Source organism: Pseudomonas sp. IC_126 (genome assembly GCF_004331835.1).
Taxonomy (GTDB): Bacteria; Pseudomonadota; Gammaproteobacteria; order Pseudomonadales; family Pseudomonadaceae; genus Stutzerimonas.
Genome location: NZ_SJSS01000004.1, coordinates 363,847 through 389,652, shown reverse-complemented (window position 1 = coordinate 389,652; position 25,806 = coordinate 363,847). Strand labels below are relative to the sequence as shown.

Below are 25,806 nucleotides of genomic sequence, written 5' to 3'. Positions count from 1 at the left end.
AGGCTGAGGTAGCTGCGGTGGATCACTAGCCTGACGGCCTCGGTAGGGTGGGCTTCAGCCCACCGGGTACCATTTGGGCCCATTATGGTGGGCTGAAGCCCACCCTACGATCCTATAGCTTACGCCCCAGCCCTGAGCTTCCGGCGCTTCTATCGTCCTCCGCCTTCAATGCGATGTCCCTTCGGCGAATTCGATCTTGTTGCCGACGTTGTACTTGCCCGAGGGCTTGTTCATCGGGATGCGCTTGATCTCTTCAAGGGTGTCGCTGTCGTAGACGATCAGCGCGCCGTCAGTGTCCCAGACGCTGAGCAACAGGTGCTTGCCGTCCCTGGTGAACTCCACGTGCGCGGCGTTCTTGCCGGGCATCGGGCGCAGGGTATGGGCGACTTCCAGGGTCTGTTTGTCGATCAGGTGCACGGCATCGTTGTTGGGGCCGAAGAAGACGTCGGTCCAGGCGTACTTCGAATGCTCATGGCTGCGCATGAAGAAGCCCGGACCTTCGGTGGGAATCTCCTTGATCAGCTTCCAGCTCTGCATGTCGAGCACCGAGATCAGGCCCTTGCTGACATTCGGGGTGGCGAACACCCATTCGCCGCCGCGTCTCCAGTAGATGCCCGAACCCAGGTGCGGCATGCCGGGCAGCGGAATGTCGGTGACGGCCTTGCCAGTGTCGAGGTCGATCACCTGGCCGCCGTGGGCCTTGCGCGAGGTGGCGAGCAGGTGGCGATAGTCGGGTGTGAAGGAGAAATCATCGAGAAAGTCCGCGGCTTCGATGCGCCGAGGTTCGAAATCTGGCTCCCCGGCGTAGGAAAGCTCCCAGGCCTCCTTCACATCCTTCAGTGCGACCACGAAGCTGTCGCGCGGCGGCGCGGTGTAGACGGCGCTGACCCGTGATGGCGTGCCGTCCGCGCCGACTGCCGGGATGTGCTTGACCAGCGACAGGTCGCGGGCATCCAGCAGCACCAGGTTGCCCGGCAGATAGTTCCCCACCAGTACCCAGCGGCCGTCGTTGCTCACAGCCAGGTTGCGGGTATTCAGCCCGGCGCGGACCTCGGCGATCATGGTCAGGTTGTTGAGGTCGTAGACGCTGACCCAGCCGTCACGCGAGGCGAAATAGACGAAGCGTCCGTCCGGGGAAAACTTCGGCCCACCGTGCAGAGCGAAATGCGAGGGGAAGTTGGCCAGCTCCTCGAAGCGATCACCGTCGAGAACACGCACATGATGATTACCGGCCTCGACCACGACGAACAGGTTGAGCGGGTCGGCGCCGTGTTGAGGGCTGTCGGGCAGCTTGGCGACATCCACCAGCATCCGGTGGCTGGCGCGAATGTCGGCATCACTCCAGGTCGGCGGCACGGCGGAAGGCCGATAGAGGTAGCTGACCAGGCTGTCGATCTGCGCTGCGTCGAGCAGCGTCGAATAGGCCGCCATCTGGCTGGCCGGGCGGCCGTCCCGGATGACCTTGCGCGCCTCGTCCGGCTTGATCCGGCCAAGGCTTTCCGGCAACAGCGCGGGGCCGGCGCCACCGAGGCGATCGACGCCGTGGCAGCTTTGGCAGTGCTGCTGGTAGAGCGCATGGGCATCGATTGTCTCAGCGGCAGCGGCGCGCGGAATGGCCATGTCGAGCGCGACGAAGGTGGCGGCCGGCAGGGCGGCGGCCACCAGCAGGGCAGGAATCAGCCGCATAGGGCCTCCTTTTGCTCAGCGACGTCGCCACGCAGGCGAGCGGGGTACTGGACCTGCCGGCTATCGAACAGCCCGACCACCTTGCCGATCACCGTCAGCGTCGGCGGGGTCAGCTGCTGCTCTTCGGCCATGCTCGGCAATTGCTTGAGAGTGCAGCGCACCACCTGCTGATCTTGACGAGTACCGTTGCCGATCAATGCGGCGGGCGTATCCACCGGCAGGCCGGCGGCGATCAGATTGCGCGAGATTTCGCCGAGGCTGGCCAGCCCCATGTAGAACACCAGGGTCTGGTTGCCTTCGGCCAAGGCTGTCCATGGCAAGTGCAGCTCGCCGTTCTCCTGCAGGTGGCCAGTGATGAACTGGCAGGAATGGGCCAGATCGCGGTGCGTCAGGGGGATGCCTGCGTAGGTGCTGCAGCCGGCGGCAGCGGTGATGCCCGGCACCACCTGGCAGTCGATGCCGCGTTCGAGCAGGAATTCCAGCTCCTCGGCGCCACGGCCGAAGATGAAAGGATCTCCGCCCTTGAGGCGCACCACGCGCTTGTCCTGCCGCGCCAGGTCCACTAGCAGCTGATTGATGTGCGGCTGCGGGAGGCTGTGGTAGCCGCTGGTCTTGCCGACATAATGGCGGCTGCAGGTATCCGGCAGCAGGTCCATGAGGTCCTTACTGACCAGACGGTCGTAAACCACCGCATCGGCCTGTTGCAGTAGGCACCAGGCGCGCAGGGTGAGCAGACCCGGATCTCCAGGGCCGGCGCCAACTAGGGCGACTTCACCAGGGGCGAATGCGGCGCTCAGCGAAGCGGGGAGTGTGATTGGCTGGTCCATGCGGACTCCTGTGATTCTCATCAGGTTGACGGTTGCGCTTGGCTGAGTACGGTTCTGACGACCGCTGGGGTTGCTGATTTACAGGGCACTGATTTCCACGCTGGGGATGCGTACGGGAAGCGGCAACCCGATTTCCTCGTCGCTCAGGTAGCAGCCGGGGTCTTCCGCCCACAGGTCACCGGCGGCCCAGGCACGGGTACGGGTGTTGCCGTTGCAGATCGGTAGCCAGCGGCATTCGGCGCAGCGGCCCCCTACGGCGCGAGGGTGCTGGCGCAGTTCGCGCAGCAGCGGCTCGGGCTTGTCCAGCCAGAGTTGGCGGAAGCGCTGCCTGCGTACGTTGCCAACGGTGTGCTGCCACCAGTAGGTATCGGGGTGCACATCGCCGATGTTGTCGATGTTGGCGATACCGTTGCCCGAGGCATTGCCGCCCCAGGCGCGCAGCATCTGCTCCAGGCGGTCGCGATGCTGCGGCAGGCGCTCCTCGACCCACTGCAGCAGCAGGATCGCGTCGGCGTCGTTGTTGCCGCTGACGAAATCGGTCTCGCGGCCGTTCTGCACGTCGTTCCAGGCCTGCTCGAACAGTTGGCGCATGGCGTCGCGGGTCATCTGGTGATGCGCGTCGGCCTTGCGGCTGCGCTTGCCGCGCCCGCTGTAGTTCAGGTGCGAGAGATAGAACTTCTGCACGTCGTGCTCGCGCATCAGCGCCAGCAGGGCGGGCAATTGTGGGTAGTTGTTCTGCGTGAGAGTGGTGCGCAGCCCGACGCGAATGTCGTGCTGGCGGCACAGGTCGATGGCGTGCATCGAAGCGACGAAGCTGCCCTTGAGCTGGCGCCAGTCGTCATGCACCGCCTGCAGGCCGTCGATGCTGATGCCGACGTAGTCATACTTTGCCGCCGCTATCAGCTCGATATTGCCTTCGTCGATCAGGGTGCCATTGGTCGACAGCGCCACGAAGAAGCCTTTTTCGCGGGCATAGGCCGAGAGCTCAAAGATGTCGTCGCGTAGCAGCGGTTCGCCACCGGAAAGGATCAGCACGCGCACACCGGCATCGTGCAGATCGTCGATCACCTTCAGGGCTTCGGCGGTATCCAGCTCGTCGCGAAACTCGCTGTCGGCGGAGGTGGCGTAGCAGTGTTTACAGGTCAGGTTGCAGCGCCGCAGCAGGTTCCAGATGACCACCGGTGGGCGGGTTCCCGGTGTGCCTCGTGCACCGAGCACCGGGCCGGAATCCGGACGGGCCAGGGCGCGCAGGTAATGGCTGATTCGCAGCATGCGGTATCTCCTCGCAGAGACCGAACAGGCCTCCTTTGCGTGGGAGAATCGCCGAGGCGGGGGAGGCAAACCTTGATTGGAAACAAAAAAGTCCCGGATCGTTTGCCGGTGGGGGCATCGCGCCAGTGGCCTGTTCGTCGGGTGGTCAGCAGTCTGGCTGCCATTGGGTTTGGCGCGCTTGCGAGTGGCTGACACGGAAGCGAAAGTCCGCCCTTGGCCAAGGCGATGCATGGCCCCGCGTAGGGCAGTCGGCGCCTTTCCGGCCGCTTTTGGGTTCTGCACCGCTCGGAACCATGGATCGCGGCCAGGCGGAGCCGGGGTTATCCTGTCGGTCCGGCCATTCCGCGAGCCCGTCATGCCGCACATTTCCACTTCCGTCGAGCTGCCTGATAGCGAAATCGAGCTGAGCGCGACCGTGCCCAGGGCGCCGGCGGCAGAACGTCCACAAGGTATCCAGCGCGCTGCATCTGCGCTTTGATATCCGCGCCTCATCGCTGCCGGAGATCTACAAGGAGCGCCTGCTGGAGCTGCGCGACAGCCGCATCACCGCCGACGGGGTGCCTGTATGACTCGATGTGCGGCCTCGCGTATGGCATTTCTGGCCCGCAAAAGGCTTGGTGAGCGAGCGGCGGCTCTTTCCGGAGACCACTCGGCCTGCACCCAATCCACCAAGCGGCGGTTATAACCAATCCCCTGCCTGGCAACGGCTCCTGGTTGAGCAACCAAATCGTCTCTCACTGCTCTGGGTGCTCTTTGGGCCAGTCCGAGCAGATGCTGCTTGGGGTCCGGCAAAGTGTCCGGCTGCACCGGAAACCGGCCTGGATTTCCAAGCAAGTTTCCAAGCGCCTCATGGTCAGCAAGCAACCATGACTCAACCTCTCGCTCCGCAATGCGTAGTAACAGGTTTTGAGGGGATTGCCGACCAGCACCTAACCAATCTTCAAGCAGAACCAATGGGCAGGCCCGCCGATCCAAATCGGTCAGAACGATCACGATCTGGCGATTGGCCATCTGCCGCCAGCTATCCATCCGTGAGCGTAAGTACCCGAAGCCATTTCTTCTCAGCAACATCGGGGGAGTTTGTGCCAAAACCAAATGTTCTGACACCAGCTTCACGCCTACCGCTTCGCTGAGTTCATCCTCAGTAGCCAACACAACAGGCATCATTCCCAAAATCCTAGCTGGTTGACTGAACTGGGCCGCGTCTTCGGCAGTACCACCTCGGCCACCGAAAGTCCTGCTTCGAGGGCTAGAAATTCTTCATTTTGCAGGGTTCGTCCGGTTGAACCATCCGCTGTGGCTTCCAGCAGAATGACGCCACGTCCATCGATTCCTGGATTGCTGAGCAGCGCCTCGCTATGAGTACTAACAATCACTTGCCTCTTTGGTTTTCTGTTCTTTTGCAGGCGCTGAATAATGAGTGGAATCTCTCTGACGACCGCATCATTGAGTGAGATTTCAGGCTCCTCGAGCAGCAGCATGGAGCTGCCATCCAGAAAGGCCCACAACAATCCGAGCAATCGCAAGGTTCCATCAGAAAAATGCTCTTCTGACTGCCATCCCGCGTTGGGTCTGTGATGCGCATACAGCGCTTCCAAGTGAGGATGGCCCGAATCGTCCTTGACGAACCGCAACTCCTTGAATTGCGGCACAGCCAACGTTAAGGCTTCACCTATTTTCTTTAACCGGGTACTTCTGACTCGCTCCGTTGTTTTGGCGATTCGCTCCAGAAAGCTCTGGCCAAACGGATCATTTTCCAAAGGCCGTCCACCTAACTGATCCGCGAACTTCAACAACTGAGGCACGAGATGCAAATAAGTAATTGAGCCAAAGAACTCAGCGACCTCTCTAAATTCTGCATTGGCAGCAATCTGCTCAAGGCGTGTTTGGGTCAGCAGTACAGCATCATTGCTATCCTTCTGGTCAGGCCGCGCAAACAATTGCCTGCCTTCGTGCCAAACCTCTTCTTTCGACACCAGAATACGTTGCGCCCCCTTGCCTTCTGGTTTGAAACCCAGCACATAACGCCAATTGGGAACTTGATCATCTGGAGAACCCGAGAGCTCCACATCAATACAAACCTCGGGGTCCCGGCGTGCGTGAAGGCAACGCAGCTTACTGATTCCGCCTCGTGCGATTACCGCCGCCTGAAGCCCTCCACCTGCCGGTTTGCTGACATCCCGCAAGAAACGGAACACATCCAGAAGGTTGGACTTACCGGCAGCATTGGGACCAAGAATGTAAGTGATATCCCGCATCGGCGCATCAAACGATCTGAAGTTGCGCCAATTTTTCAATTTGACTCTTGTCACTTGCATCATTGATCTCCTTCAAAACTGCGCACGTTCTGGGCGATTGCAGGATCTGAGTGCAACACGGTTATTGAATTGAAGCAGGAACATCATGCCGCACAGCCAGGGCGTCGGCCATCAGCTCACCCATGACTTTCAATCGGACATTTGAATCGAAGCGCTTGCGTGGCCGCATGTTCAGTTGCAGGACTACGGTGACCAGCTCCTCGTGGCTGTGTACCGACAGGTCCGTGTCCTTGGGCAGACATGGCGGATCAAGGCATTGATGTTCTCGTTACTGCCGCGCTACTAGGGGCTGTGTGGTAGCAGTAGTAGATCTCCACACCGGTCTTCTGGTCCATTTCCGCGTGCCGAGTCTCTCGGCCCTGGTCGTAGGTCATGCTCTGCACACCGCCAGCCGCATGCGATTCAACGCCGCGCTGAGGCCCGCCTTCTAGAAGCTGCAAGGGAATGAAATAAGAGGCAATCAAGACAGCAAATCCTTTGCAGGCGGAGGGGATAACTTGAAGGTGGCTCCGTAGACAAAGCAATGGTTAAAAAGTCGCAGGGACGGCGCCGCGTATTCGCCTTCGGCTACACCCGCAACCCCGTCTTCTTCAATATCCGGCTGCTCACCAGCATCTCGTCCGCTCGGCACGCATCGCCGAGCAGTTGGCGAATCTGTGCCCGGTAATCCTTAATCTCTCCGGCACTGCGGCCGTGGACCATGGCGAACAGGTTGTAGCGCCAGCCGTCGCGGCGTGGGCGGCGGTAGCAGTGGCTTACGAAGGGCTGTGATCCGAGCAGCGGGCCGAGGCGGCCGATTTCGGCGTCATCGATATCCCACACGGTCATGCCGTTGTGCTTGTAGCCCAGGCGGTAGTGGTTGGGTACGGCGGCGATGCGGCGGATGGCGCCGTCGTCCTGCAACTGGCGCAGCAGGGTCAGCACGGCGTCTTCGTCGAGGTCCAGGCGTTCGCCGATCCACGCCCAGGGATTTTCCACCAACGGCAGACCGGACTGGGTGAGTTCCACCAGGCGGCGTATCAGCGCGGGGTCAGGCGGGCCATCAAACCGAGAAATGCAGACCGACATGGTAGGTCTCCTCCTTGGGCAGGTTGAGCACCGGCAGGCCGGTCTGTGACTCGATGTGGGCGATGGATTCGGCGATGCCCTCGGGCGTCGCGCAGCCAAGGACGAACCACATATTCCAGGCATGTTCGCGGCGATAGTTGTGGGCGACTTCCGGCATCGCATCGAGCTGCGCGGCGACCGCGTCGAAGCGCTCTTCGGGTACCGACAGCGCGGCCAGGGTGAAGGCGCCGCCGAGGCGTTCGATGTCGAACATCGGGCCGAAGCGGGTCAGGGTGCCGTCGTCCAGCAGCGCCTGGATACGGTCGCGCAGGGTTTGCGAATCGCTTTCCAGCTCTGCCGCCAGCGTTTGCCAGGGCTGGCGCACCAGCGGCAGGCCATGCTGCAGGCGGTTGATCAGGCGGCGGTCGAGGTCATCCATGGGCAAGCTCCCGAACGGCGGGCGGGGCGTAGCGGCCACCGCACTGCTTGAAAGCGCGGGTGCTGAACAGCAACTGGTGCGGCACATGGCTCAGCTGGTGTTCGGCCAGCAGGGCTTCGATCTGCTCGCAGACCTGTTCGCGTTCACGACCGTGGACCATGCAGAACAGGTTGTAGGGCCAGTCCGGCAGGCGCCGCGGGCGCTGGTAGCAGAGGTTGATGCCGGCAGCCTGGCCGAGGCGCCGACCAATTTCATCGACCTGTTCGTCAGGAATGTTCATGACCAGCATGGCATTGGCGCGAAAACCCATGGCGCGATGCTTGAGTACCACACCGACGCGGCGGAACAGGCCGTCCTCGCTCCAGTGGCGGACCTGTTCGAGCACCGCCTGTTCGCTGGCGCCGATGCGTTCGGCCAGTGCCTGGTAAGGGCGGGCGGCCAGTGGCAGGCCGGCTTCGAGCAGACGCCGCAGGTGCATGGCTTGCAGGTCGTCGAGAAGGGCGGTCATGGCGCGTCTCCGATGGGGAAACCCAGGTCGATGCGGTAGGCGCGGCGCATGGGCAGATCCAGAGGCGTGAGCCCGGTTTCCGCTTCGATCTGTGTCAGCAGGGTGTCGATATGTGCACGATCCGGCCCGGTGAGGACGAACCAGAGGTTGTAGTGGTGTTCGCGCAGGTAGTTGTGGTTGACCTCGGGGAAGCTGTTGATGCGGGCCGCCACGGCTTCTATTCGTGCGGGCGGCACGGCGAGGGCCACCAGGGTGCTGGCGCCGGCGCGGCTGTGCTCGAACACCGGCCCGATGCGTGAAAGCCCTCCGCCTTGCTCCAGTTGCCGGAGGCTGGCGAGAATCTCGTCTTCGCTGCACTCCAGCGCTTCGGCCATGGCGCGGTAGGGTTCGGCGCACAGCGGCATGCCATGCTGGAAACGGTCGATCAGGCGGCGGCTGAGGTTGTCGAGCTGCATGTCATAACCCCGTCTCGTGGGCGCGGCTGCTGAAGAAGATGCCACTCGGCGTCTGGGCCGGCAGGCGCTTGATCAGCTTCAGGGTGTAGGGGTCCCAGACCTGGATTTCGCCGCCGTCGCGCACCGACAGCCAGAGCTGATCGCCACGCGCGGTGAACTCCATGTGCAACACGGCAGGGCCGGGCTCCAGGGTGGCGATGATCTGGTGGGTTTCGCTGTCGATGACCTGGATCTTGCCGTTGTCCGGGTGGGCGAAGTTGACCCAGATCTGCCGCGCATCGGGACGCGCCATGACGAAGATCGGCTGGCCGGCGACGTCGATGGCGTCGGTCTGTTGCCAGTTTTCGCTGTCCATCACCAGCACGCGATGCTGGCCGACGGCGGGCACGAAGGTCTGGTTGCCGGCCACGGTCCAGCCTTCCAGGTGCGGCATCTTGTAGACCGGGAGTTTCTGCTGGCCACGGCCATAGCCGTCGAGGATGCGTTCGACGCCGCGCTCGGGATGCCAGAGGTCGATCTTGGCCATGCCGTCCTCGCCGAACAGGCCGGCGATGTAGTAGCGGCCCTCCGGCGTGAGCAGCGCATCGTAGGGCTGGTTGCCGATGTTCTCGAAGCGGCTGATCTGTGGCGTGCGGCCCTGGCTGAAGTCCAGCAGCCAGGTTTCGCCGGTATCGAACAGGCTGTAGATGAAGCGGCGGCCCGGTGCGTCGATGACGCCGACCACTCGCGAATTGCGGCTGCCGTCGGCCAGCGGCGTGGCCGGGATGTCAGCGACAAGTTCCAGCGTGGCGGCATCAAACACCTTGACCCCGCCCGGCTCGTAGTTGCCTACCGCGATCAGGCTACCGTCCTGGCTGATGGCGCCGCCGATGCTGTTGCCCCCCTGGATCACGCGCTTGTCGATGCGCTGGCGCAGCAGGTCGACCTTGGTCAGCCCGCCGTCGCGACCGAAGACGTAGGCGAAGCGCTGGTCGCGGGAAAATACCACCGAGGCATGGGACAAGTCGCCCAGACCCTCAATGCGCGCCAGGCTGCTCATGCCGCTGCTCTCGATCAGTTGCAGGCTGCCGGTGGCGCGCTCCACCACCACGCCCAGATCACCGGTGCCGCGCAGCGGTTGTTGCGCGCAGCCGAACAGCAGGCCGGCCGCAGCCAGCAGCAGGAAGGGACGGATCATGGCTTTGGATATCCTTCGATAAGCAGTTCGACCAGCCAGAGGATGTCCTGCTCGTCGAGCAGGGCATTCCAGCCGGGCATGGCGGTGCCGGGTCTTCCGTGGGTCACGGTGGCGATCAGGCTTTCGCGGGGTTTGCCGGCCAATGCGTCGCGGGTGATCGCGGGGCCGAGACCGCCGGTCATGCGCAAGCCGTGGCAGGAGCCGCAGTCCTGCACAAGGAGGTGTTCGAGCTGGGCCTGGCGCTTGGCATCGGGCGCCGCGGCCAGGTCAACGGAAATCAGGAGGAGGGACGCCAGGGCGAGCCCCAAACGTGATACTGCATGTCGGGACATTGTCATGACGTCCTCCTGGACGTTACTTCGATTACTTCTGGCTAAGAACCCACTCAGCGAGGATCTTGGCTTCTTCTTCGGTTACAGCGTTTGGCGGCATCGGGATCGGACCCCATACGCCCTGGCTGCCGTTCTTGATGTGGCCAGCGAGCGTGTCGGCAGCGCCGTCCTGGCCCGCGTATTTGGCGGCGACGTCCTTGAATGCCGGACCAACCAGCTTGGCATCGATGCTATGGCAGGCTGCGCAAGGCTTGCTCTTGAACAGCGCTTCGCCGTCCTGCGCCATCGCTGGTTGCAGCACCAGCGCACCGCCCAGGGCGAGCAGTGGAACTAGGATTTTCTTCATCAGTACTTCCTCAAGGCTAATGGGGAGGATCTTGATGTCCTCCCCGGTTTGACACTCAGTAGATGTCGTGCTGAGTGTTATGAACGTTAAATTTACCCGTTGGGGTAATCAATCTTTTGTCCCTGATCACCTTTTTCAGCTTCAAGGTCTTGTCATCGACCACCACGATAGCCGAATCCTCGTCTTGGCCGCTCCAGACGGAGAACCACACTTCATTACCGGCCTGGTTGTACTCGGGTTGTACGACACGCTTGGCGCCGTCTTTGATCCCTGACCAGTCGCCGATCGGCAGCACTTTGTAGCCGGCATCGAGGTTGTTGATATCGAATACCGCAGCCGATTGGCTGACCTTGGCGTCCGGGTGGAAGGTGGTGTCCAGATAGAGGTGGCTGGATTTCGGATGCGTCTTGATAAACAGCGATCCGCCGCCCTGGCCCTTAAGCGTCTGCACGACCTTCCAGGCGCTGTCCGGGTGCTTGTCCGGGTCGGTGCCGATCAGCGAGATGGTCTCGTCGCCCAGGTGGCTGGTGGCCCATACCGGTCCGAATTCGGGGTGCACGAAGTTGGCGCCACGACCTGGGTGCGGGATTTTGCCGACATCCACCAGCGCGGCCATTTTGCGGTCCTTGGAGTCGATCACCGCCACCTTGTTGGAGTTGTTCGCCGCCGTCATGAAGTAACGGTGGCTCACATCCCAGCCGCCATCGTGCAGGAAGGGCGCGGTGCCTATGATGGTGGTGGACAAGTTGTCGATGTCTTCGTAGTTGACCAGCATGACCTTGCCGGTTTCCTTGACGTTGACGATGAACTCGGGGTGCTCGTGGGAAGCGATGATCGCGGCCACGCGTGGCTCGGGATGGTATTCCTGAGTGCCGACGGTCATGCCGCGGGTGGAGACGATCTGCAGCGGCTCCAGGGTCTCGCCGTCCATGATGGTGAACTGTGGCGGCCAATAGTCACCGGCGATCACATACTTGTCTTCGTAGCCCTTGAACTTGGAGGTTTCCACCGAGCGCGCCTCGATGCCGACCTTGATTTCAGCGACCTTGACCGGCTCCTTGCCCCACAGGTCGATCATGTCGATCTTGGCGTCGCGCCCGATCACCAGCAGGTAGCGGCCCGAAGCGGACATGCGCGAGATATGCACGGCGTAGCCGGTGTCGATGGTCTTGACGATCTTCTTGGTGTCGCCGTCGATCAGCGCAATCTTGCCATCGTCACGCAGAGTGACGGAGAACAGGTTGGGCAGGTCCAGTTTGTTCATCTGTTTGGTTGGACGGTCCTCGGGCTTGACCAGCACCTGCCAGGAATCCTTCATCTGCGCCATGCCCCACTCCGGCGGAGTCGGTGGCGTGTGCTGGATGAACTTGGCCATCAAGGAGATTTCGTCTTTGGTCAGCGCATTGGAGGTGCCCCAGTTGGGCATGCCGGCGGGCGAGCCGTAAGTGATCAGCGCTTCGAGAAATGCCTGGCCGCGTTCCTGAGTGATGTCCGGCGTCAGCGGCTTGCCGGTGGCGCCCTTGCGCAGCACACCGTGGCAGCCGGCGCAGCGCTGGAAGTAGATCTCCTTGGCCTTGTCGAACTCGGCGGAGCTCAGATCCGGCGCGCCGGGGGAATGCATCACCTGGGCACTCGCTGGATCGATGCTGGAAGCGCGCCCCTTGTAGGCCGCATCGGCGCTTTCGGGATTGGCTGCCGCCTGGGCGACTGCCAGGCCGAGCAGTGAAAAGGCGGCGATGAAGCCCGCCAATACTGGTTTGCTCATACTCTTTTCTCCTTCTGACCGCATCTTGCGGTTCCTGCTAATGACGGCGATGTGGCAGTTCCCGGGGCTTGCTGTGCGCGGTTTGCATCCTAGAGAGAGCCGTTGCGAATGCGCTTGATGGCAATCAAGAGTGAACCCGGGATGGGGCAGGCGTGACGTCGTGTCGCGGGGAGATCGGGCTTGCAGTTCGGCGTCGCGTGCCGGCTCGGCGCCCATTTCGATTCGGGCTTGACCGTAATCAAGCTTCGCCGGCGGATGGCTTGAGGGGGCAGGGTGTGGCGGGTAGTTTGGACTTAGATGAATAACCAACTGCTGCAGTGAGGTATTGCCAATGAACGCGCCCGAGAACCTTGTCGGCCTGGCTGACGCGCCGTTCTATCAATCGCTGGGTAACGAAGAGGTGCTTTTCGAGCAGGCTTGGCGACATGGAATGCCAGTGCTGATCAAGGGGCCGACCGGCTGCGGCAAGACCCGTTTCGTGCAGTACATGGCACATCGTCTGAACCTGCCGCTGTACACCGTGGCCTGTCACGACGACCTGTCCGCCGCCGATCTGGTCGGTCGCCACTTGATCGGTGCGCAGGGCACCTGGTGGCAGGACGGCCCGTTGACCCGTGCAGTGCGCGAAGGCGGCATCTGCTATCTCGATGAAGTGGTGGAAGCGCGGCAGGACACCGCCGTGGTGCTGCACCCTTTGGCCGATGATCGCCGCGAACTGTTCATCGAACGCACCGGCGAAGCGCTCAAGGCACCGTCGGGCTTCATGCTGGTGGTCAGCTACAACCCCGGCTACCAGAACCTGCTTAAAGGTATGAAGCCCAGCACCCGGCAGCGCTTCGTCGCCATGCGTTTCGACTATCCATCGGCCGCCGAGGAGCAGCGCATCGTCGCCAACGAGGCGCAGGTGGATGCCGCGCTGGCTGCGCAGGTGGTCAAGCTCGGGCAGGCGCTGCGTCGCCTCGAACAGCACGATCTGGAAGAAGTCGCCTCGACCCGGCTGCTGATCTTCACTGCCCGCATGATCCGGTCCGGCATGAGCCCGCGCGAGGCCTGCATGGCGTGCCTCGCCGAGCCGCTTTCCGATGATCCGCAAACCGTAGCCGCGCTGATGGATGTGGTCGATGTCCACTTCGCATGAACACCTCACCCTGACGAACCGCCGGTTGCCGGGTGATCTGGCGATGTGGTTCTTCATCCTCGCCGAGCTGACGGTTTTCGCCATCCTGATCCTGGCGTTCGCCGTTACCCAGTTACTGAACGCCGAGACGTTTCACGAAAGCCGCGCGGCGCTGGACAGTTCCATCGGGTTGGTGCTGACGCTGAGTCTGCTGACCTCCGGTCTGCTGGCGGCGCTGGCGGTGGAGCAGGTGCGTCTGGATCGGCCACGTCGCGCAGCGGGATTGCTATTGGCGGCGCTGGTGACGTCCTGCGTCTACGTGGTGCTCAAACTCAACGAGTACAGCCACCTTTCAGGGCTGGGTCTGGGGCTTGAGCACAGCACCTTTTTCACGCTGTACTGGATTCTCACCGGCTTTCATTTCCTGCACGTATTGCTGGGGATGGTCATCCTCGGCTGGATGGCCGAGCGCTGCCGCCGGCAGGCCTACACCGCGCGTGACTGCGCCGGGCTGGAGTCCGGCGTGCTCTATTGGCACATGGTGGATATGGTCTGGGTGGTGCTGTTCCCGCTGGTCTACGTGATCAACTGACGAGGTCGTGATGTCTGCTTCGAAGGTGTTGATTGTCTGTTGGCTGGTCCTGGCCGCACTGTCCACGGCGACGGTGGCGCTGGGCAGTTCCGGCTCGACCCTGCTGCTCGCCGCGGCGGTGCTAGTCATAGCCCTAGTGAAGGGCTGGGTGATTACCGAGCGCTTCATGGAAATGTGCCATGCGCCGATGATGTGGCGCTTGCTGATGCTCGGCTGGCCGCTGGTGATGGCGGCTGGGGTGATCCTGACGCTGGTTTGAGTTGGGGCAGGCTGGGCGTTGGGGCGCGCTCTGGTGGGCTGAAGCCCACCCTACGGCCTGCGCGCCGCTTCTAGATCAACGCCAATGAGTAGGGTGGGCCGGGCGGCGTTCCGCTTCAGCCCACCAATATCGGCACGTTTGATTGCCCCCAAGCTCCGCATAGGCGCGTTGCGCTGGACGCCCTGCGTCTGTTTCAGCAAGTAGGGTGGGCTTCAGCCCACCTTTACAGAACAAGAGGCGTGCTCGATTGCCCCCACACCGAAGCAACCCCCTCTGCCCGGCACCTGGTCCCGGTTAGAACGCGATGTTTTTCCGGGGAGAGGGTTAGGGTGAGGGGCTACCCTCTTTGTCCTACACCGCCCCCCCAAAAAAACGCCAAAAACTTATATCACCCTTCTTCCCAGCCCCTTGCCGTGCCCTCAACGCTGCGCTTACGCACCTCATATAAACCCGACTAAAACGTTTGGTCTTTTTCTTGATTGCCATCAAGCAGGTTTCGATAGCTCCCTTCTTAAACTGGCCACGCCAAGCCATGAGGAGGCGACCATGTCCGAGACCTTCACCAAGGGGATGGCCAGGAATATCTACTTCGGGGGAAGCGTGTTCTTCTTCCTGGTATTTCTCGGCCTGACCTATCACACAGAGCAGACCTTTCCAGAACGAACGAATGCGTCGGAATTGACCGAGGCGGTCGTGCGCGGCAAGGAAGTCTGGGAAAACAACAACTGCATCGGCTGCCACAGCCTGCTTGGTGAAGGCGCCTACTTCGCGCCGGAGCTGGGTAACGTCTTCGTCCGTCGCGGTGAAGACGCGGCCTTCAAGCCCTTCCTGAGTGCCTGGATGAAAGCGCAGCCGCTGGGCGCGCCAGGACGCCGGGCGATGCCGCAATTCAACCTGAGCGAGCAGGAAGTCGACGATCTGGCGGAGTTCCTCAAGTGGACCTCGAAGATCGATACCAACAACTGGCCGCCAAACAAGGAGGGCTGAGAGATGAGCATCATGAATCCGCATCTCAAATTCCAATCGCAAGCGGTCGCCAAACCCTACTTCGTGTTTGCGCTGATCCTGTTCGCCGGGCAGATCCTGTTCGGTCTGATCATGGGCCTGCAGTACGTCGTCGGTGACTTCCTGTTCCCACTGTTGCCATTCAACGTAGCGCGGATGGTTCACACCAACTTGCTGATCGTCTGGCTGCTGTTCGGCTTCATGGGCGCGGCCTACTACCTCATCCCCGAGGAAGCGGATCGCGAACTGCACAGCCCGAAACTGGCGATCATCCTGTTCTGGGTGTTTGCAGCCGCTGGTGTGCTGACGATTCTCGGCTACCTGTTCGTGCCTTACGCCGGACTGGCGGAAATGACCAAGAACCACCTGCTGCCGACCATGGGTCGCGAGTTCCTGGAACAGCCGACGATCACCAAGATCGGCATTGTGGTGGTGGCCCTGGGCTTCCTCTACAACGTCGGCATGACCCTGCTCAAAGGTCGCAAGACCGTGATCAGCACGGTGATGATGACCGGGCTGATCGGCTTGGCGGTGTTCTTCCTGTTCTCCTTCTACAACCCGGAAAACCTGGCGCGCGACAAGTACTACTGGTGGTTCGTGGTGCACCTGTGGGTCGAAGGCGTGTGGGAACTGATCATGGGTTCGATGCTGGCCTTCGTCCTGATCAAGATCACCGGCGTCGACCGTGAAGTGATCGAGAAGTGGCTCTACGTGATCATCGCCATGGCCCTGATCACTGGCATCATCGGTACCGGTCACCACTTCTTCTGGATTGGTGCGCCTGAGGTCTGGTTGTGGCTGGGTTCGATCTTCTCTGCCCTGGAACCGCTGCCGTTCTTCGCCATGGTGCTGTTCTCGCTGAACATGGTGAACCGTCGTCGCCGGCAACATCCGAACAAGGCCGCATCGCTCTGGGCCATCGGTACGACCGTGACAGCGTTCTTCGGTGCTGGCGTGTGGGGCTTCCTGCACACCTTGGCACCGGTGAACTACTACACCCACGGTTCGCAGTTGACCGCAGCCCACGGCCACCTGGCCTTCTACGGTGCCTACGCAATGATCGTGATGACCATGATCAGCTACGCCATGCCGCGTCTGCGTGGCCTGGGTGAAGCACCGGATGCACGGGCTCAGCGCATCGAGATCTGGGGCTTCTGGCTGATGACCATCTCCATGGTTGCCATCACCCTGTTCCTCACCGCCGCTGGCGTGGTGCAGGTCTGGCTGCAACGCATCCCGGCTGACGGCGCGGCGATGTCCTTCATGAATACCGCCGACCAACTGGCCATCTTCTTCTGGCTGCGGTTGATCGCCGGGGTGTTCTTCCTGGTCGGGCTGGTCTGCTACCTGTACAGCTTCAGGCAGCGTGGCCGGGTTACCGCCGACGTACCTGCAGCAGTCGCTGCAGCCTGAGACTGACGCACGATGAACGACGGCCCGGCTGACCCAGCGGGCCGTCTTCGTTCGAACTGCGCTACGGAGATCGCAATGGCCTTTACCATCGAAGTCGAAGAGTGGGTCGGCAGCGTCTGGCACCGTTTCATCACCCGCCGCGCCAGTCCCGATTTTCCCGAGGCGTGCGTCGAGCTGGAAAGCATGCAGCGACCCTTGTCGGTCCTGTTCCGAGCCATGGGTGGCGCCAGCGGTATCGGCGTGGAAGCTGCCAATGCGCGCGACATGATGTTGCGGCGCAACCTGCTGCAACAGGTCGCCGGAACCTGCAAGCAATTGCCGGTCGCCTGGTGCGACGCGAGCAATCTGCGCCTGCCGCAACGCCTTGCGGTCTATCCGGAAGTTTCACTCAATCAGGATCTTTATCGCTGGCTGGCGCTGCTCGCAGCGCAGGCGGGCGAGATGCGCCACTGGGCGCGTGACAACCAGCGCTGGACCCAATCGATTCTCCAGCGCTTCCCTGCCATGCGGCCACGCTACGGGCGGTTGGTCGAGGCACACCTGCAACTGCGTCCCGACCCGGCCACGCTGCCGCGCGCCGAGGCCGCGCTGGAGCGCGCGCTCTGCCAAGCGTTGCGCGAGCCAGGCAGTGTCGCGCAGTTTCCACGCAGCGAAGTGGCACCCTGGCCGCTGCCAATGTGGCTGTACCCGGCAGAAAACCTTGGCGTGCCGCAAGCCACCGAGCTGGCCGAAGAGGATCAGGACAACACCCTGCAAGCCCCACCCACTGAGCAAAAGGGCATGCGCAAACGCGCCAAGCGGGTCGAGGAAACGACCGGCAAGGGCGGTTTGATGTTGTTTCGCCTGGAGAATCTGTTCAGCTGGTCCGAGCACGTCGAGCTGGATCGCCAGGGCGACGACAGCGAAAACGAGGATGCCTCGCGCGTCGCCGAGGACCTCGATGAAATCGCCATGTCTCGCCAGCGCATGCGCAAGGGCGGTGGTCTCAAGCTGCACCTCGATTTGCCGCCGTCGGACGTGGATGACATTCCGCTGGGCGAAGGCATCAAGCTGCCGGAGTGGGACTATCGCAAGCAGCGCCTGCAGGAGGATTTCGTCAGCCTGCAGATGATGCTGCCGCGCGGCTCGGAGCCCAAGGGCCTGCCGCTGCGCCTGAGCCCACTGGCGCGTAAGCTGCGACGGCAATTCGAGCACCTGCGCAACGATCGGCAGTGGCTGCGCGGCCAGCCGCAGGGTTCCGAGCTGGACATGCAGGCCTGGCTGGATTTCCACGTCGAGCGCCAGCATGGCCAGTGCGCCGAGCGTGGGCTATTCATGGAACAGCGACAGAGTCGGCGGGATCTGGCCTGTCTGCTGTTGGCGGACCTGTCGATGTCCACCGATGCGCACCTGGATGACGAGCACAAGGTGATCGACGTTATCACCGACAGCTTGCTGCTGTTCGGCGAAGCGCTGTCGGCGGTCGGCGATGAGTTCGCGTTGTACGGCTTCTCCTCGCTGCGCAGGCAGCAGGTGCGCATGCAGGAATTGAAAAGCTTCCGCCAGCGTTATGACGATGAAACGCGCGGACGTATCCAGGCGCTCAAGCCCGGCTATTACACCCGCATGGGCGCGGCGATCCGCCAGGCCACTGAGCTGCTTGGCAAATGCAAGCAGCGGCGCAAGCTGCTGTTGCTGGTGACCGATGGCAAGCCCAACGACCTGGACCTGTACGAAGGCCGCTACGGCGTTGAAGACACCCGCGAAGCGGTGCTCGAAGCCCGGCGCCAGGGCCTGCTGCCGTTTTGTATCACCATCGACCAGGAGGCCGGCGATTACCTGCCCTACATGTTCGGCGCCAACGGCTACACCCTGATCAAAGAACCGCAACAACTGCCGTTCCGCCTGCCGCAGCTGTACAAGCAGTTGACGAAGGGGTGATAGAGAGCTGGAAGTGTTGCGTGGAATTGGTGGGCTGAAGCCCACCCTACGAGGCAACGAGGCCCCGGTAGTAGGGTGGGCTTCAGCCCACCAGCCTAGAAAAGGTGCCGCGGCAACCAGACGATCATCGCCGCGCAGAATACGGTGAGCCCGATACAGAACCAGAAGAACTTGCGTTGGCGCCGTTCGCCAGCGGTGTCGGCGTGGGCGGGGAGGGGCATGCCGCAGTGGCTGCACTCGGCTTCTTTCGGTGGGTTGGGCTGCTGGCAGTACAGGCACAGGGGCATGGCGGTGTCCTCGTTACGTCGGGTCCAGCTTGCCACGCGTGGCGGTCGATTGAGGTTGACCGCAATCAACCGCCTGTCAAAGCCGCTGGCGCTGAGCCGAACGGCGCCGAGCCCCGTCTCCGATCACTCGAACTGTTCGAGACGCTGGGGGTCGAGAATGGTGATCTGACGGCCGTCCTGGGTGATGATTCCTTCGTCGATCAGGCGGCGAATGATCCGTGAAAAGGTTTCCGGCTGGATCGACAAATGGCCGGCGATCAGCTGCTTGGCCATCGGCAGTTCGAAGCTGTTGCCGTCGCCCTTCAGCCGCGCCAGCTGGGTCATCAGGTAGCGCACCACGCGGTGGGTGGCGTTCTTCAGTGACAGCGTTTCGATCTCGTTGATGCGCTGATGCAGCCGCACGCTCAGCTTGCCGAGCAGGGCGAAGGACAGTTTCTGGTTCGCTTCCAGCAGGCGCATGTAGGCCGTGTTGGAGAACCGATAGACCTGGCTCGGGCAAACGGCCTGGGCCGAGGCGACATAGTTGGGCGTGTCCATCAGCATCATCGCTTCGGCAAAGGTCTGGCGATTGCCGATCACCTCGAAGACCTTCTCCTGGCCGTCCGGGGTCAGGCGGTAGATCTTGATCGCGCCGGAAATCACGAAGTAGAACGAGTGAGCCGGTTCGCCCTGATGAAAGAGGTTGTCGCCCTTGTCGAGATTGAGCAGCTGGCTGGCGCTCATGAGCTCGTCCATCTGCTGATCGTTCAGCGGTTCGAACAGGTGGTGGCTACGGAGAATCTGGTTGTGTACGCGATGAAGCACCATGCAAGGCATCCTGTTTTCTAATAGTGGCCATCCGCAACCTGCCTGCTTGAGGCGGTAACGCGGCGCTGATTCGGTACTGAGCCTAGCGCAGCCGCGTGGCTCGAGTATTGATGCAGTCCAGTGTCCGGGTCGAACGGCACCGACGCTGCATCGTGGATCGTTTCAATGATCAGCTGTTGCCGATTCGCTCCAATGCGGCGCGGCGAACACGTCGGGGTAGCGGTGCAGCGTAGCCAGGACGAGCTGCGCGCCCTGTTCCTGCTCGGCAGTTTCGGCCAGCGCCTTGGCGCCCTTGAGCAAATCGGCCAGTAGACCATGCAGGGCGGCATCGGCTTGCTCGGTCAGCTCGCAGTGGGCGATCAGGAAGGAGACGTTGTCTTCGACCGCCGTCTGCAGCTGCTTCGCCGTCCGCGCGTCGATGGATGCCGAACCGTCCGGCAGTGCGACATTCACCGCTTCACGCAGCTGCGTCATGCCTTTGCGCAAGGCGGCGTCGGTCGGCCATTGCTGATCATGAATGGACGGTGCCGCAGCTGAGTGCCCGTCATGCCCGTGGTTGTGAGGGGTGGCGGCTTGTGCGCTGTCGACGACCAGATCGAGTGCCACGCCGCTGGCCAGTGCCAGCATCGACGCCATGGCTACGCCCCATGCCAAAGGTTGGATAACTGCTTTCATATCAGTGCGCCGCTGCGTTGACGAACAGGATGTTGTTTTCCAGATGGATGTGCTGCATCAGGTCGTTGCGTAGCTCCTCCAGCCCACGATAGAGCGCGCGCCAGGTGTTGCAGGCGTTCGCCGGTGGGGTGATGTCGTGGGTCAGCTCGGCCAGGCGCTCCAGGGCGGCGCCGTGCTGATCGTGCTCGTAGCGCATCACGGCGATCGGGCCCTGGGTTTGCGGCAACTGGATATTGCGTCGCAGCATCGGAAAGAGGATCTGCTCTTCCTTGAGCATGTGGCTTTCGAGTTCCTGCTGCATGGTCCACAGGTGCTCGGCCAGGCCGATCGGGCAGTCGGCCTTGTTGCCATGCACCTGCTCGACGCGGCTGGCCAGCCGAATCAATTCGGGAAACTGTTCGCGATGGCGCTCATGGAAGCGTTCGAGGATATGATCGATGAGGGTGTTGGCCGGCTCGCTCCGCCAATCCGGCTCGGCTGTCGGAGCGCTTTGCAGTGCGGCGAGTTCGCCGGCGATCGCCTCTGCATCAAGGCTGCGCTGCTGGGCTGCGTCGCGCAGTGGGGTATTGCCGCCGCAGCAGAAATCCAGCTTGTACTGGCGAAACACGCGCGTGGCGCCAGGAATGAGGCAGGCCAAGGTGCCCAGGGTTTGCTCGGTAAGCGCAGTCGTCATGGCGATGTTCCGTGTGGGTTGGCTGGATTAGGTTGACGGGACTAGCGCAAGCCTTGTGCCATGACGCAACTCATTGATTTTTAGGTTGAAAAAATCCGTGCTGGTGAAAATGACCTGAGCGGTTTAGGGTTTAAAAAACCTTGAGGGTATTTGTAACCATGATGGAAGAAGCGCTGCTGGCCGACCTCGTTACCGAATTGCCGAACGCCGTTCGCCTGCAACGACTGGTGCATACGCTGCATGAGCGCTTTCGCTGTGGCGCGGTGGTGTTGCTGCGCCTCGACGAGGACACGCTGCGTCCGCTGGCGGCGGTGGGGCTGGTGCAGGAGGCCCTTGGCCGGCGCTTCGTCGTAGCCCAGCATCCGCGGCTCGCCGCCATTCTTTCGCAGCGCGAACCCGCTTGGTTCGAACCCGACAGTCGATTACCCGACCCCTACGATGGCCTGCTCGACGAGCATGTCGGCGAACCCTTGCCGGTGCACGACTGCATGGGCGTCAGCCTGTTCGTGGAAGGCAAGTTGTGGGGCGCGCTGACCCTCGATGCGCTGCACGCCGGCACCTTCGATGACGAGGCGCGGCGCGACCTGCAGCGTTACACCCTAGTGATCGAAGCGGCGATCCGCATTACCCGGCTGGAGCACGAGAATCGCGGCCTGCGCCTGGCCCGCAGCGATGTGCTGGAAACCACGCAGGTGCCGGGCGACGGCGAAATTCTCGGGCAGAGTCAGGTGATCGCCGAGTTGCTGCGCGAGCTGGAAGTGGTCGCCGACTCCGAACTGCCGGTGTTGCTGCTGGGCGAGACCGGCGTCGGCAAGGAGCTGTTCGCCCGCTGGCTGCATCGCCATTCGCGGCGCCGGAACAAGCCGCTGGTGCTGGTCAATTGCGCCGCATTGCCCGAGTCGCTGGCCGAAAGCGAGCTGTTCGGCCATGTCAAAGGCGCGTTCTCCGGTGCGACTACCGATCGTCCTGGCCGTTTCGACGCGGCCAACGGCGGCACCCTGTTGCTCGACGAGGTGGGCGAACTTCCGCTGATCGTTCAGGCCAAGCTGTTGCGCACCCTGCAGAACGGTGAGATTCAGCGGCTCGGCGCCGACAAGCCGCGTCAGGTCGATGTGCGGATCATCGCCGCGACCAACCGCAACCTGCGCGAGAGCGTGCGTGACGGGCACTTCCGCGCCGACCTCTATCATCGTTTGTCGGTCTATCCGGCACCGATCCCACCGCTGCGTGAGCGCGGCAACGATGTGCTGATCCTGGCCGGTTACTTCCTCGAACTGAACCGCGCCCGGCTGGGCCTGCGCAGCATGCGCCTGTCGCCCGCCGCGGAGCGTGCGCTGCTGGGCTATGCCTGGCCGGGCAACGTGCGCGAACTGGAACATGTGATCAGCCGTGCGGCGCTGCGGTTGCTCAGTCGTGGCGCGTCGCGCAGCGAAATTCTCACGCTTGAGCCCGACCTGCTCGACCTGGATAGCACGCAGTCCGCCTCGCTCGCGCCGGTCGCCGACCCGCAGCCGCTGCCAACAGAAGTCGAAATCGTCTCATTGCGTGAAGCGGTCGATAACGCCCAGCGCCAGGCGATCGTGCGAGCACTGGAAGCCAGCGGCGAGAACTGGGCGCAGGCGGCTCGGTTGCTCGATGTCGATTCCAGCAACCTGCACAAGCTGGCAAGGCGACTGAAACTGAAGTAGCCGCCGGGCACGGGTTGGACCAAGGGCTGCGCACGCGTCGGACGCGTGCCGCCGATCGGCGCGAGTCGTCCCGATTGCCTGGTGGTCTAAGCTGCAGACCATTACCCATTAAGGAGATTTCCATGGCCCTGGACCATGACCAGTTCGACGCGTTGCTGACCGAGGCCCTGGCCCATGCGGAACGTGCAGCCAGCGAGAACAACCCGCAGCATTATCAACAGGCCTTCATCGCCAGCCTCCAGGCCATGCGGTTGTTGGCCGAAGAATCGGGTGCCTGGCGGCAAATGGTGGCGCGCGCCACGGAGGAGTTCGAAGGCGACGAGGGAATATAGAGGCCCGAGGCTGGACGGCCGTGCTCTTGCACTTGCGCCCTGATCACGCCCGCTCCTACGGTCAGCCGTAGGGTGAGTGCAACCCGCCATGCAGGGCTGAAGTCCCTACCTTTAGAGCTACAGATGCGCCATAGCTCACTGGTGGGCTGAAGCGGAACGCCACCCGGCCCACCCTACGAGTTGGAAGCTTGACGTTGCCTTTGTAGGGTGGGCTTTAGCCCACCGGCGGTGTAACGGCGGAATAAATTCCGCCTACGAAGCGCATGTCTCGACAGCCTTGTAGGGTGGGCTTTAGCCCACCGGTGGCGCTCAATATGTCGACGAATCATCCGCACTGCCGCGCCGCGGCTACCTTGACCTTCATCAATGCCGACCTTCGGTCATCTACCTAGACTGCCGGCTTTCCGTCCTCCCTGGACGGGCGCCGTTGCCGCCGGCACGGCGCGCATGTATCCGAATGTCTAGGAGTTGCCATGCACCTGGTCTGCCCGGCAGGAAGCCTGCCCGCGCTGAAGGCCGCCGTCCAGCAGGGCGCCGATGCCATCTATGTCGGTTTTCGAGACGACACCAACGCCCGCCATTTTGCCGGACTCAATCTGGATGAGAAGCAGCTCGACAAGGGCTTACAGCTGATCCGCGAGAAACGCCGGCAGCTCTACGTCGCCGTCAACACCTATGCCCAGCCGCAGGGCTGGTCGCGCTGGCAGCGCGCGGTGGACCAGGCCGCCGACCTGGGTGTCGACGCGCTGATCGCCGCCGACCCCGGCGTGCTGGGCTATGCCGCCAAGCGTCATCCGCAGCTCAATCTGCACCTGTCCGTTCAAGGCTCGGCGACCAACGCGGCGGCGCTGGCCTTTTACCAACAGCGCTACAACATCAAGCGCGCCGTACTGCCACGGGTTTTGTCGCTCAAGCAGGTCAAGCAGGTCGCGGCCAGCAGCCCGGTGCCGATCGAGGTCTTCGCCTTTGGCAGCCTGTGCATCATGGCCGAAGGACGCTGCCATCTGTCCTCGTACCTCACCGGCGAGTCGCCGAACCTGTGCGGGGTCTGCTCGCCAGCCAAGGCGGTGCGCTGGAGCGAGGAGCCCGAAGGGCTTACGTCACGATTGAACAACGTCCTCATCGATCGCTATGCCGAAGGCGAATCGGCCGGCTACCCGACGCTGTGCAAGGGCCGCTTCATGGTCAACGGCGAGCGCTTCCACGCGCTGGAAGAGCCCACCAGCCTGAACACCCTTGATCTGATACCCGAACTTGCCAGCATCGGCGTCACCGCGATGAAAATCGAAGGCCGCCAGCGCAGCCCGGCCTATGTCGAGCAGGTGACTCGCGTCTGGCGTGCGGCGCTGGATGCCTACCTGCAGGCGCCGCAGCGTTATGCCGTCCAGCCCGGCTGGCGCGAGGTGCTCGATGGCTTGTCCGAGGGTTCGCAAACGACGCTCGGCGCCTATCACCGGGCCTGGCAATGAACGAGGAACCAACCATGAAACTCAGCCTCGGCCCCGTGCTGTTTTACTGGGATCGCCAGCGCACACTGGAATTTTATGCCGACATGGCCAGCACGCCTCTGGATGTCATCTATCTGGGCGAGACCGTCTGCTCCAAGCGCCGCGACATGGGGCTGGACGACTGGATCGGGTTGGCGCGTGAGCTGGGCCAGCAATCGACGGCGCAACTGGTGCTATCCGGCTTGACGCTCGTCGAGGCGGCGTCCGAGCTGTCCAGCCTGCGCCGGCTCTGCGACAACGGCGAGTTGCTGGTGGAGGCCAACGACCTGGGCGCCGTGCATTACCTCTCCGAGAAACGCCTGCCTTTTGTCGGTGGTCCGGCATTGAATCTCTACAACGGCCATGCCCTGGCCGAGCTGGTCAGGAGCGGCATGCAACGCTGGGTGCCGCCGGTGGAAATCTCCGGGGCGATGATCAGGGATGCGCGCGCGCAGCTGTCACAGCTCGGTGTGCCGATTCCAGAGGTCGAAATCTTCGCCTACGGCCATCTGCCGCTGGCCTACTCGGCGCGCTGCTTCACCGCCCGCGCGGAAAACCGGCCGAAAGACGATTGCCAGTTCTGCTGCCAGAACTACCCCGAAGGCATTCCGTTGCTGAGCCAGGAAGGCGAGGCGCTGTTCACCATCAACGGTATCCAGACCATGTCGGCGTCGGTCAGCAATCTACTGGCGGACTATCCGGCATTGGTGGAAAGCGGCGCTGACCTGCTGCGTCTGAGCCCACGTGCATCGGGGATGTCCGAGGTGATCGCGGCCTTCGATACAGTACGCAAGGGCGGTCTGCCACCGCTGGCCGTCGACGGCTGCAATGGCTATTGGCACGGCCAGCCGGGCATGCTGCGCGCAGAGGAGGCCGGACTATGCTGAAGCCGCGCGCGCACCTGTTGAAACTGAGCGAGCACCTGCTGCCGCTAGCCGCACGGACGCCGTTCCTCCTGCAACGCATAGCGCTGGAACGAAGTCTCAATCAGGTCTTCGCCGAGCCGCTGGCCGAGGGCGCCTTCGAAGCGCTGGAAGGTCACTGGATGCGTCTGGAGGTCGTCGACCTCAAGCTGGCCTGGTGCCTGACCTGCGACCGACAGAAGCTGCGCATCGCCGAACAGGCGCCGGTGCAGGTCACCATTCGCGGCAACTGGCGGGAGTTCTTGCTGCTGGCCAGCCGTCAGGAAGATCCGGACACGCTGTTCTTCCGCCGCCGGCTGGTGATCGAGGGCGATACCGAGTTGGGGCTGTCGATCAAGAATCTGATCGACAGCCTCGACCCGGACATGCTGCCGCCCTGGCTGTGGAAAGTTTTGCAGGGTGCCGGAGAGGAAGTGGCACAGGCGGGCCGGGCGCAGCCTGCGGGCTTCTGCTGAG

General features: G+C 62.6%; 28 protein-coding genes and 2 pseudogenes. 12 read left to right on the top strand and 18 right to left on the bottom strand.

What is annotated here, in order from left to right; translation table 11 throughout:
• Positions 1-165 precede the first annotated feature (165 nt).
• The 3 genes from E0D86_RS15175 to nirJ form a co-directional block, all read right to left on the bottom strand.
• Positions 166-1,686, bottom strand: coding sequence for a nitrite reductase (locus tag E0D86_RS15175; protein ID WP_131650866.1), 1,521 nt, complete (start codon positions 1,684-1,686; stop codon positions 166-168).
• A complete protein-coding gene (gene cobA, locus E0D86_RS15170; RefSeq protein WP_131650865.1) occupies positions 1,677-2,513 on the bottom strand; it encodes a uroporphyrinogen-III C-methyltransferase in 837 nt (278 codons plus the stop codon). Before cobA ends, E0D86_RS15175 begins: the two co-directional genes overlap by 10 nt.
• Before the next feature lie 78 nt (positions 2,514-2,591).
• A complete protein-coding gene (gene nirJ / locus E0D86_RS15165; RefSeq protein WP_131650864.1) occupies positions 2,592-3,785 on the bottom strand; it encodes a heme d1 biosynthesis radical SAM protein NirJ in 1,194 nt (397 codons plus the stop codon).
• Positions 3,786-4,140: 355 nt separating this feature from the next.
• On the opposite strand from nirJ, the pseudogene E0D86_RS15160 reads away from it, so the two are divergent.
• Positions 4,141-4,345 (top strand): annotated as a pseudogene (locus tag E0D86_RS15160) (aminoacyl-tRNA hydrolase); the annotation flags it as partial.
• Here E0D86_RS15160 and E0D86_RS15155 read toward each other — a convergent pair.
• From E0D86_RS15155 to E0D86_RS15105, 11 genes and pseudogenes are all read right to left on the bottom strand, one after another.
• Positions 4,329-4,952, bottom strand: coding sequence for a hypothetical protein (locus tag E0D86_RS15155; RefSeq protein WP_131650863.1), 624 nt, complete (start codon positions 4,950-4,952; stop codon positions 4,329-4,331). The pseudogene E0D86_RS15160 and the gene E0D86_RS15155 sit on opposite strands and share 17 nt — an antisense overlap.
• On the bottom strand, positions 4,949-6,103 hold the full coding sequence (locus E0D86_RS15150) for an AAA family ATPase (RefSeq protein ID WP_131650862.1): 1,155 nt from the start codon (positions 6,101-6,103) through the stop codon (positions 4,949-4,951). Before E0D86_RS15150 ends, E0D86_RS15155 begins: the two co-directional genes overlap by 4 nt.
• Before the next feature lie 61 nt (positions 6,104-6,164).
• Positions 6,165-6,524 (bottom strand): annotated as a pseudogene (locus E0D86_RS15145) (IS30 family transposase); the annotation flags it as partial.
• 146 nt (positions 6,525-6,670) lie between these two features.
• Positions 6,671-7,171 carry an Lrp/AsnC family transcriptional regulator gene (locus E0D86_RS15140; protein WP_131650861.1) on the bottom strand — a complete coding sequence of 167 codons (501 nt, stop codon included), beginning with the start codon at positions 7,169-7,171 and terminating at the stop codon, positions 6,671-6,673.
• On the bottom strand, positions 7,146-7,589 hold the full coding sequence (locus E0D86_RS15135) for an Lrp/AsnC family transcriptional regulator (protein WP_131650860.1): 444 nt from the start codon (positions 7,587-7,589) through the stop codon (positions 7,146-7,148). The genes E0D86_RS15140 and E0D86_RS15135 overlap by 26 nt, the downstream gene beginning before the upstream one ends.
• Positions 7,582-8,097, bottom strand: a complete 516-nt coding sequence (locus tag E0D86_RS15130; RefSeq protein ID WP_131650859.1) for an Lrp/AsnC family transcriptional regulator — start codon at positions 8,095-8,097, stop codon at positions 7,582-7,584. The genes E0D86_RS15135 and E0D86_RS15130 overlap by 8 nt, the downstream gene beginning before the upstream one ends.
• Entirely contained in the window at positions 8,094-8,552 is a 459-nt protein-coding gene (locus E0D86_RS15125; RefSeq protein ID WP_131650858.1) for an Lrp/AsnC family transcriptional regulator, read from the bottom strand. Before E0D86_RS15125 ends, E0D86_RS15130 begins: the two co-directional genes overlap by 4 nt.
• 1 nt (position 8,553) lies before the next feature.
• Complete coding sequence (locus E0D86_RS15120) at positions 8,554-9,729, bottom strand: cytochrome D1 domain-containing protein (RefSeq protein WP_131650857.1); 1,176 nt, start codon at positions 9,727-9,729, stop codon at positions 8,554-8,556.
• A complete protein-coding gene (locus tag E0D86_RS15115; RefSeq protein WP_165914250.1) occupies positions 9,726-10,067 on the bottom strand; it encodes a cytochrome c in 342 nt (113 codons plus the stop codon). The genes E0D86_RS15120 and E0D86_RS15115 overlap by 4 nt, the downstream gene beginning before the upstream one ends.
• A 25-nt stretch (positions 10,068-10,092) precedes the next feature.
• Positions 10,093-10,407, bottom strand: coding sequence for a c-type cytochrome (locus E0D86_RS15110; RefSeq protein WP_131650856.1), 315 nt, complete (start codon positions 10,405-10,407; stop codon positions 10,093-10,095).
• A 55-nt stretch (positions 10,408-10,462) separates the two neighbouring features.
• Positions 10,463-12,172 carry a nitrite reductase gene (locus tag E0D86_RS15105; protein WP_131650855.1) on the bottom strand — a complete coding sequence of 570 codons (1,710 nt, stop codon included), beginning with the start codon at positions 12,170-12,172 and terminating at the stop codon, positions 10,463-10,465.
• Between the two features lie 358 nt (positions 12,173-12,530).
• Here E0D86_RS15105 and E0D86_RS15100 point away from each other — a divergent pair, with 358 nt between their 5' ends.
• The 6 genes from E0D86_RS15100 (at position 12,531) to E0D86_RS15075 (ending at position 18,478) form a co-directional block, all read left to right on the top strand.
• On the top strand, positions 12,531-13,310 hold the full coding sequence (locus tag E0D86_RS15100) for a CbbQ/NirQ/NorQ/GpvN family protein (protein WP_165914251.1): 780 nt from the start codon (positions 12,531-12,533) through the stop codon (positions 13,308-13,310).
• Positions 13,294-13,881 (top strand): cytochrome c oxidase subunit 3, encoded by a 588-nt coding sequence (locus E0D86_RS15095; RefSeq protein ID WP_131650853.1) that lies wholly within the window; start codon positions 13,294-13,296, stop codon positions 13,879-13,881. The genes E0D86_RS15100 and E0D86_RS15095 overlap by 17 nt, the downstream gene beginning before the upstream one ends.
• A gap of 10 nt (positions 13,882-13,891) precedes the next feature.
• A complete protein-coding gene (locus tag E0D86_RS15090) occupies positions 13,892-14,140 on the top strand; it encodes a cytochrome C oxidase subunit IV family protein (protein ID WP_131650852.1) in 249 nt (82 codons plus the stop codon).
• A 546-nt stretch (positions 14,141-14,686) separates the two neighbouring features.
• Positions 14,687-15,127: a cytochrome c gene (locus E0D86_RS15085; protein WP_131650851.1), complete on the top strand. Its 441-nt coding sequence runs from the start codon at positions 14,687-14,689 to the stop codon at positions 15,125-15,127.
• Between the two features lie 3 nt (positions 15,128-15,130).
• Complete coding sequence (locus tag E0D86_RS15080) at positions 15,131-16,558, top strand: cbb3-type cytochrome c oxidase subunit I (RefSeq protein WP_131650850.1); 1,428 nt, start codon at positions 15,131-15,133, stop codon at positions 16,556-16,558.
• 75 nt (positions 16,559-16,633) lie between these two features.
• The gene (locus tag E0D86_RS15075; protein WP_131650849.1) at positions 16,634-18,478 is read left to right on the top strand and encodes a nitric oxide reductase activation protein NorD; all 1,845 of its coding nucleotides are present in this window, start codon (positions 16,634-16,636) and stop codon (positions 18,476-18,478) included.
• Positions 18,479-18,573: 95 nt separating this feature from the next.
• On the opposite strand, the gene E0D86_RS15070 is transcribed toward E0D86_RS15075, so the two are convergent.
• The 4 genes from E0D86_RS15070 to ytfE form a co-directional block, all read right to left on the bottom strand.
• Entirely contained in the window at positions 18,574-18,765 is a 192-nt protein-coding gene (locus tag E0D86_RS15070; RefSeq protein WP_131650848.1) for a DnrP protein, read from the bottom strand.
• 123 nt (positions 18,766-18,888) lie between these two features.
• Positions 18,889-19,572, bottom strand: coding sequence for a Crp/Fnr family transcriptional regulator (locus E0D86_RS15065; protein ID WP_131650847.1), 684 nt, complete (start codon positions 19,570-19,572; stop codon positions 18,889-18,891).
• A 162-nt stretch (positions 19,573-19,734) separates the two neighbouring features.
• The gene (locus E0D86_RS15060) at positions 19,735-20,247 is read right to left on the bottom strand and encodes a DnrO protein (protein ID WP_131650846.1); all 513 of its coding nucleotides are present in this window, start codon (positions 20,245-20,247) and stop codon (positions 19,735-19,737) included.
• Position 20,248: 1 nt separating this feature from the next.
• Positions 20,249-20,920 carry an iron-sulfur cluster repair protein YtfE gene (gene ytfE, locus E0D86_RS15055; RefSeq protein ID WP_131650845.1) on the bottom strand — a complete coding sequence of 224 codons (672 nt, stop codon included), beginning with the start codon at positions 20,918-20,920 and terminating at the stop codon, positions 20,249-20,251.
• 158 nt (positions 20,921-21,078) lie between these two features.
• Between ytfE and norR the strand changes: the two genes are divergently transcribed.
• The 5 genes from norR to E0D86_RS15030 all read left to right on the top strand — a co-directional run bounded on the left by norR (position 21,079) and on the right by E0D86_RS15030 (position 25,805).
• On the top strand, positions 21,079-22,608 hold the full coding sequence (norR, locus tag E0D86_RS15050; RefSeq protein WP_131650844.1) for a nitric oxide reductase transcriptional regulator NorR: 1,530 nt from the start codon (positions 21,079-21,081) through the stop codon (positions 22,606-22,608).
• Positions 22,609-22,730: 122 nt separating this feature from the next.
• A complete protein-coding gene (locus E0D86_RS15045; protein ID WP_131650843.1) occupies positions 22,731-22,940 on the top strand; it encodes a hypothetical protein in 210 nt (69 codons plus the stop codon).
• Positions 22,941-23,413: 473 nt separating this feature from the next.
• Positions 23,414-24,409 (top strand): peptidase U32 family protein, encoded by a 996-nt coding sequence (locus tag E0D86_RS15040; RefSeq protein ID WP_131650842.1) that lies wholly within the window; start codon positions 23,414-23,416, stop codon positions 24,407-24,409.
• Between the two features lie 14 nt (positions 24,410-24,423).
• Complete coding sequence (locus E0D86_RS15035; protein ID WP_131650841.1) at positions 24,424-25,314, top strand: U32 family peptidase; 891 nt, start codon at positions 24,424-24,426, stop codon at positions 25,312-25,314.
• On the top strand, positions 25,308-25,805 hold the full coding sequence (locus tag E0D86_RS15030) for an SCP2 domain-containing protein (RefSeq protein ID WP_131650840.1): 498 nt from the start codon (positions 25,308-25,310) through the stop codon (positions 25,803-25,805). The genes E0D86_RS15035 and E0D86_RS15030 overlap by 7 nt, the downstream gene beginning before the upstream one ends.
• Position 25,806: the final 1 nt, after the last annotated feature.

Bases quoted from the DNA above. Each gene is read 5' to 3' on its own strand.
- E0D86_RS15175 (WP_131650866.1), bottom strand. From the start codon at position 1,686: ATGCGGCTGATTCCTGCCCTGCTGGTGGCCGCCGCCCTGCCGGCCGCC.
- cobA (WP_131650865.1), bottom strand. From the start codon at position 2,513: ATGGACCAGCCAATCACACTCCCCGCTTCGCTGAGCGCCGCATTCGCC.
- nirJ (WP_131650864.1), bottom strand. From the start codon at position 3,785: ATGCTGCGAATCAGCCATTACCTGCGCGCCCTGGCCCGTCCGGATTCC.
- E0D86_RS15155 (WP_131650863.1), bottom strand. From the start codon at position 4,952: ATGATGCCTGTTGTGTTGGCTACTGAGGATGAACTCAGCGAAGCGGTA.
- E0D86_RS15150 (WP_131650862.1), bottom strand. From the start codon at position 6,103: ATGCAAGTGACAAGAGTCAAATTGAAAAATTGGCGCAACTTCAGATCG.
- E0D86_RS15140 (WP_131650861.1), bottom strand. From the start codon at position 7,171: ATGTCGGTCTGCATTTCTCGGTTTGATGGCCCGCCTGACCCCGCGCTG.
- E0D86_RS15135 (WP_131650860.1), bottom strand. From the start codon at position 7,589: ATGGATGACCTCGACCGCCGCCTGATCAACCGCCTGCAGCATGGCCTG.
- E0D86_RS15130 (WP_131650859.1), bottom strand. From the start codon at position 8,097: ATGACCGCCCTTCTCGACGACCTGCAAGCCATGCACCTGCGGCGTCTG.
- E0D86_RS15125 (WP_131650858.1), bottom strand. From the start codon at position 8,552: ATGCAGCTCGACAACCTCAGCCGCCGCCTGATCGACCGTTTCCAGCAT.
- E0D86_RS15120 (WP_131650857.1), bottom strand. From the start codon at position 9,729: ATGATCCGTCCCTTCCTGCTGCTGGCTGCGGCCGGCCTGCTGTTCGGC.
- E0D86_RS15115 (WP_165914250.1), bottom strand. From the start codon at position 10,067: ATGACAATGTCCCGACATGCAGTATCACGTTTGGGGCTCGCCCTGGCG.
- E0D86_RS15110 (WP_131650856.1), bottom strand. From the start codon at position 10,407: ATGAAGAAAATCCTAGTTCCACTGCTCGCCCTGGGCGGTGCGCTGGTG.
- E0D86_RS15105 (WP_131650855.1), bottom strand. From the start codon at position 12,172: ATGAGCAAACCAGTATTGGCGGGCTTCATCGCCGCCTTTTCACTGCTC.
- E0D86_RS15095 (WP_131650853.1), top strand. From the start codon at position 13,294: ATGTCCACTTCGCATGAACACCTCACCCTGACGAACCGCCGGTTGCCG.
- E0D86_RS15090 (WP_131650852.1), top strand. From the start codon at position 13,892: ATGTCTGCTTCGAAGGTGTTGATTGTCTGTTGGCTGGTCCTGGCCGCA.
- E0D86_RS15085 (WP_131650851.1), top strand. From the start codon at position 14,687: ATGTCCGAGACCTTCACCAAGGGGATGGCCAGGAATATCTACTTCGGG.
- E0D86_RS15080 (WP_131650850.1), top strand. From the start codon at position 15,131: ATGAGCATCATGAATCCGCATCTCAAATTCCAATCGCAAGCGGTCGCC.
- E0D86_RS15075 (WP_131650849.1), top strand. From the start codon at position 16,634: ATGGCCTTTACCATCGAAGTCGAAGAGTGGGTCGGCAGCGTCTGGCAC.
- E0D86_RS15070 (WP_131650848.1), bottom strand. From the start codon at position 18,765: ATGCCCCTGTGCCTGTACTGCCAGCAGCCCAACCCACCGAAAGAAGCC.
- E0D86_RS15065 (WP_131650847.1), bottom strand. From the start codon at position 19,572: ATGGTGCTTCATCGCGTACACAACCAGATTCTCCGTAGCCACCACCTG.
- E0D86_RS15060 (WP_131650846.1), bottom strand. From the start codon at position 20,247: ATGAAAGCAGTTATCCAACCTTTGGCATGGGGCGTAGCCATGGCGTCG.
- ytfE (WP_131650845.1), bottom strand. From the start codon at position 20,920: ATGACGACTGCGCTTACCGAGCAAACCCTGGGCACCTTGGCCTGCCTC.
- norR (WP_131650844.1), top strand. From the start codon at position 21,079: ATGATGGAAGAAGCGCTGCTGGCCGACCTCGTTACCGAATTGCCGAAC.
- E0D86_RS15045 (WP_131650843.1), top strand. From the start codon at position 22,731: ATGGCCCTGGACCATGACCAGTTCGACGCGTTGCTGACCGAGGCCCTG.
- E0D86_RS15040 (WP_131650842.1), top strand. From the start codon at position 23,414: ATGCACCTGGTCTGCCCGGCAGGAAGCCTGCCCGCGCTGAAGGCCGCC.
- E0D86_RS15035 (WP_131650841.1), top strand. From the start codon at position 24,424: ATGAAACTCAGCCTCGGCCCCGTGCTGTTTTACTGGGATCGCCAGCGC.
- E0D86_RS15030 (WP_131650840.1), top strand. From the start codon at position 25,308: ATGCTGAAGCCGCGCGCGCACCTGTTGAAACTGAGCGAGCACCTGCTG.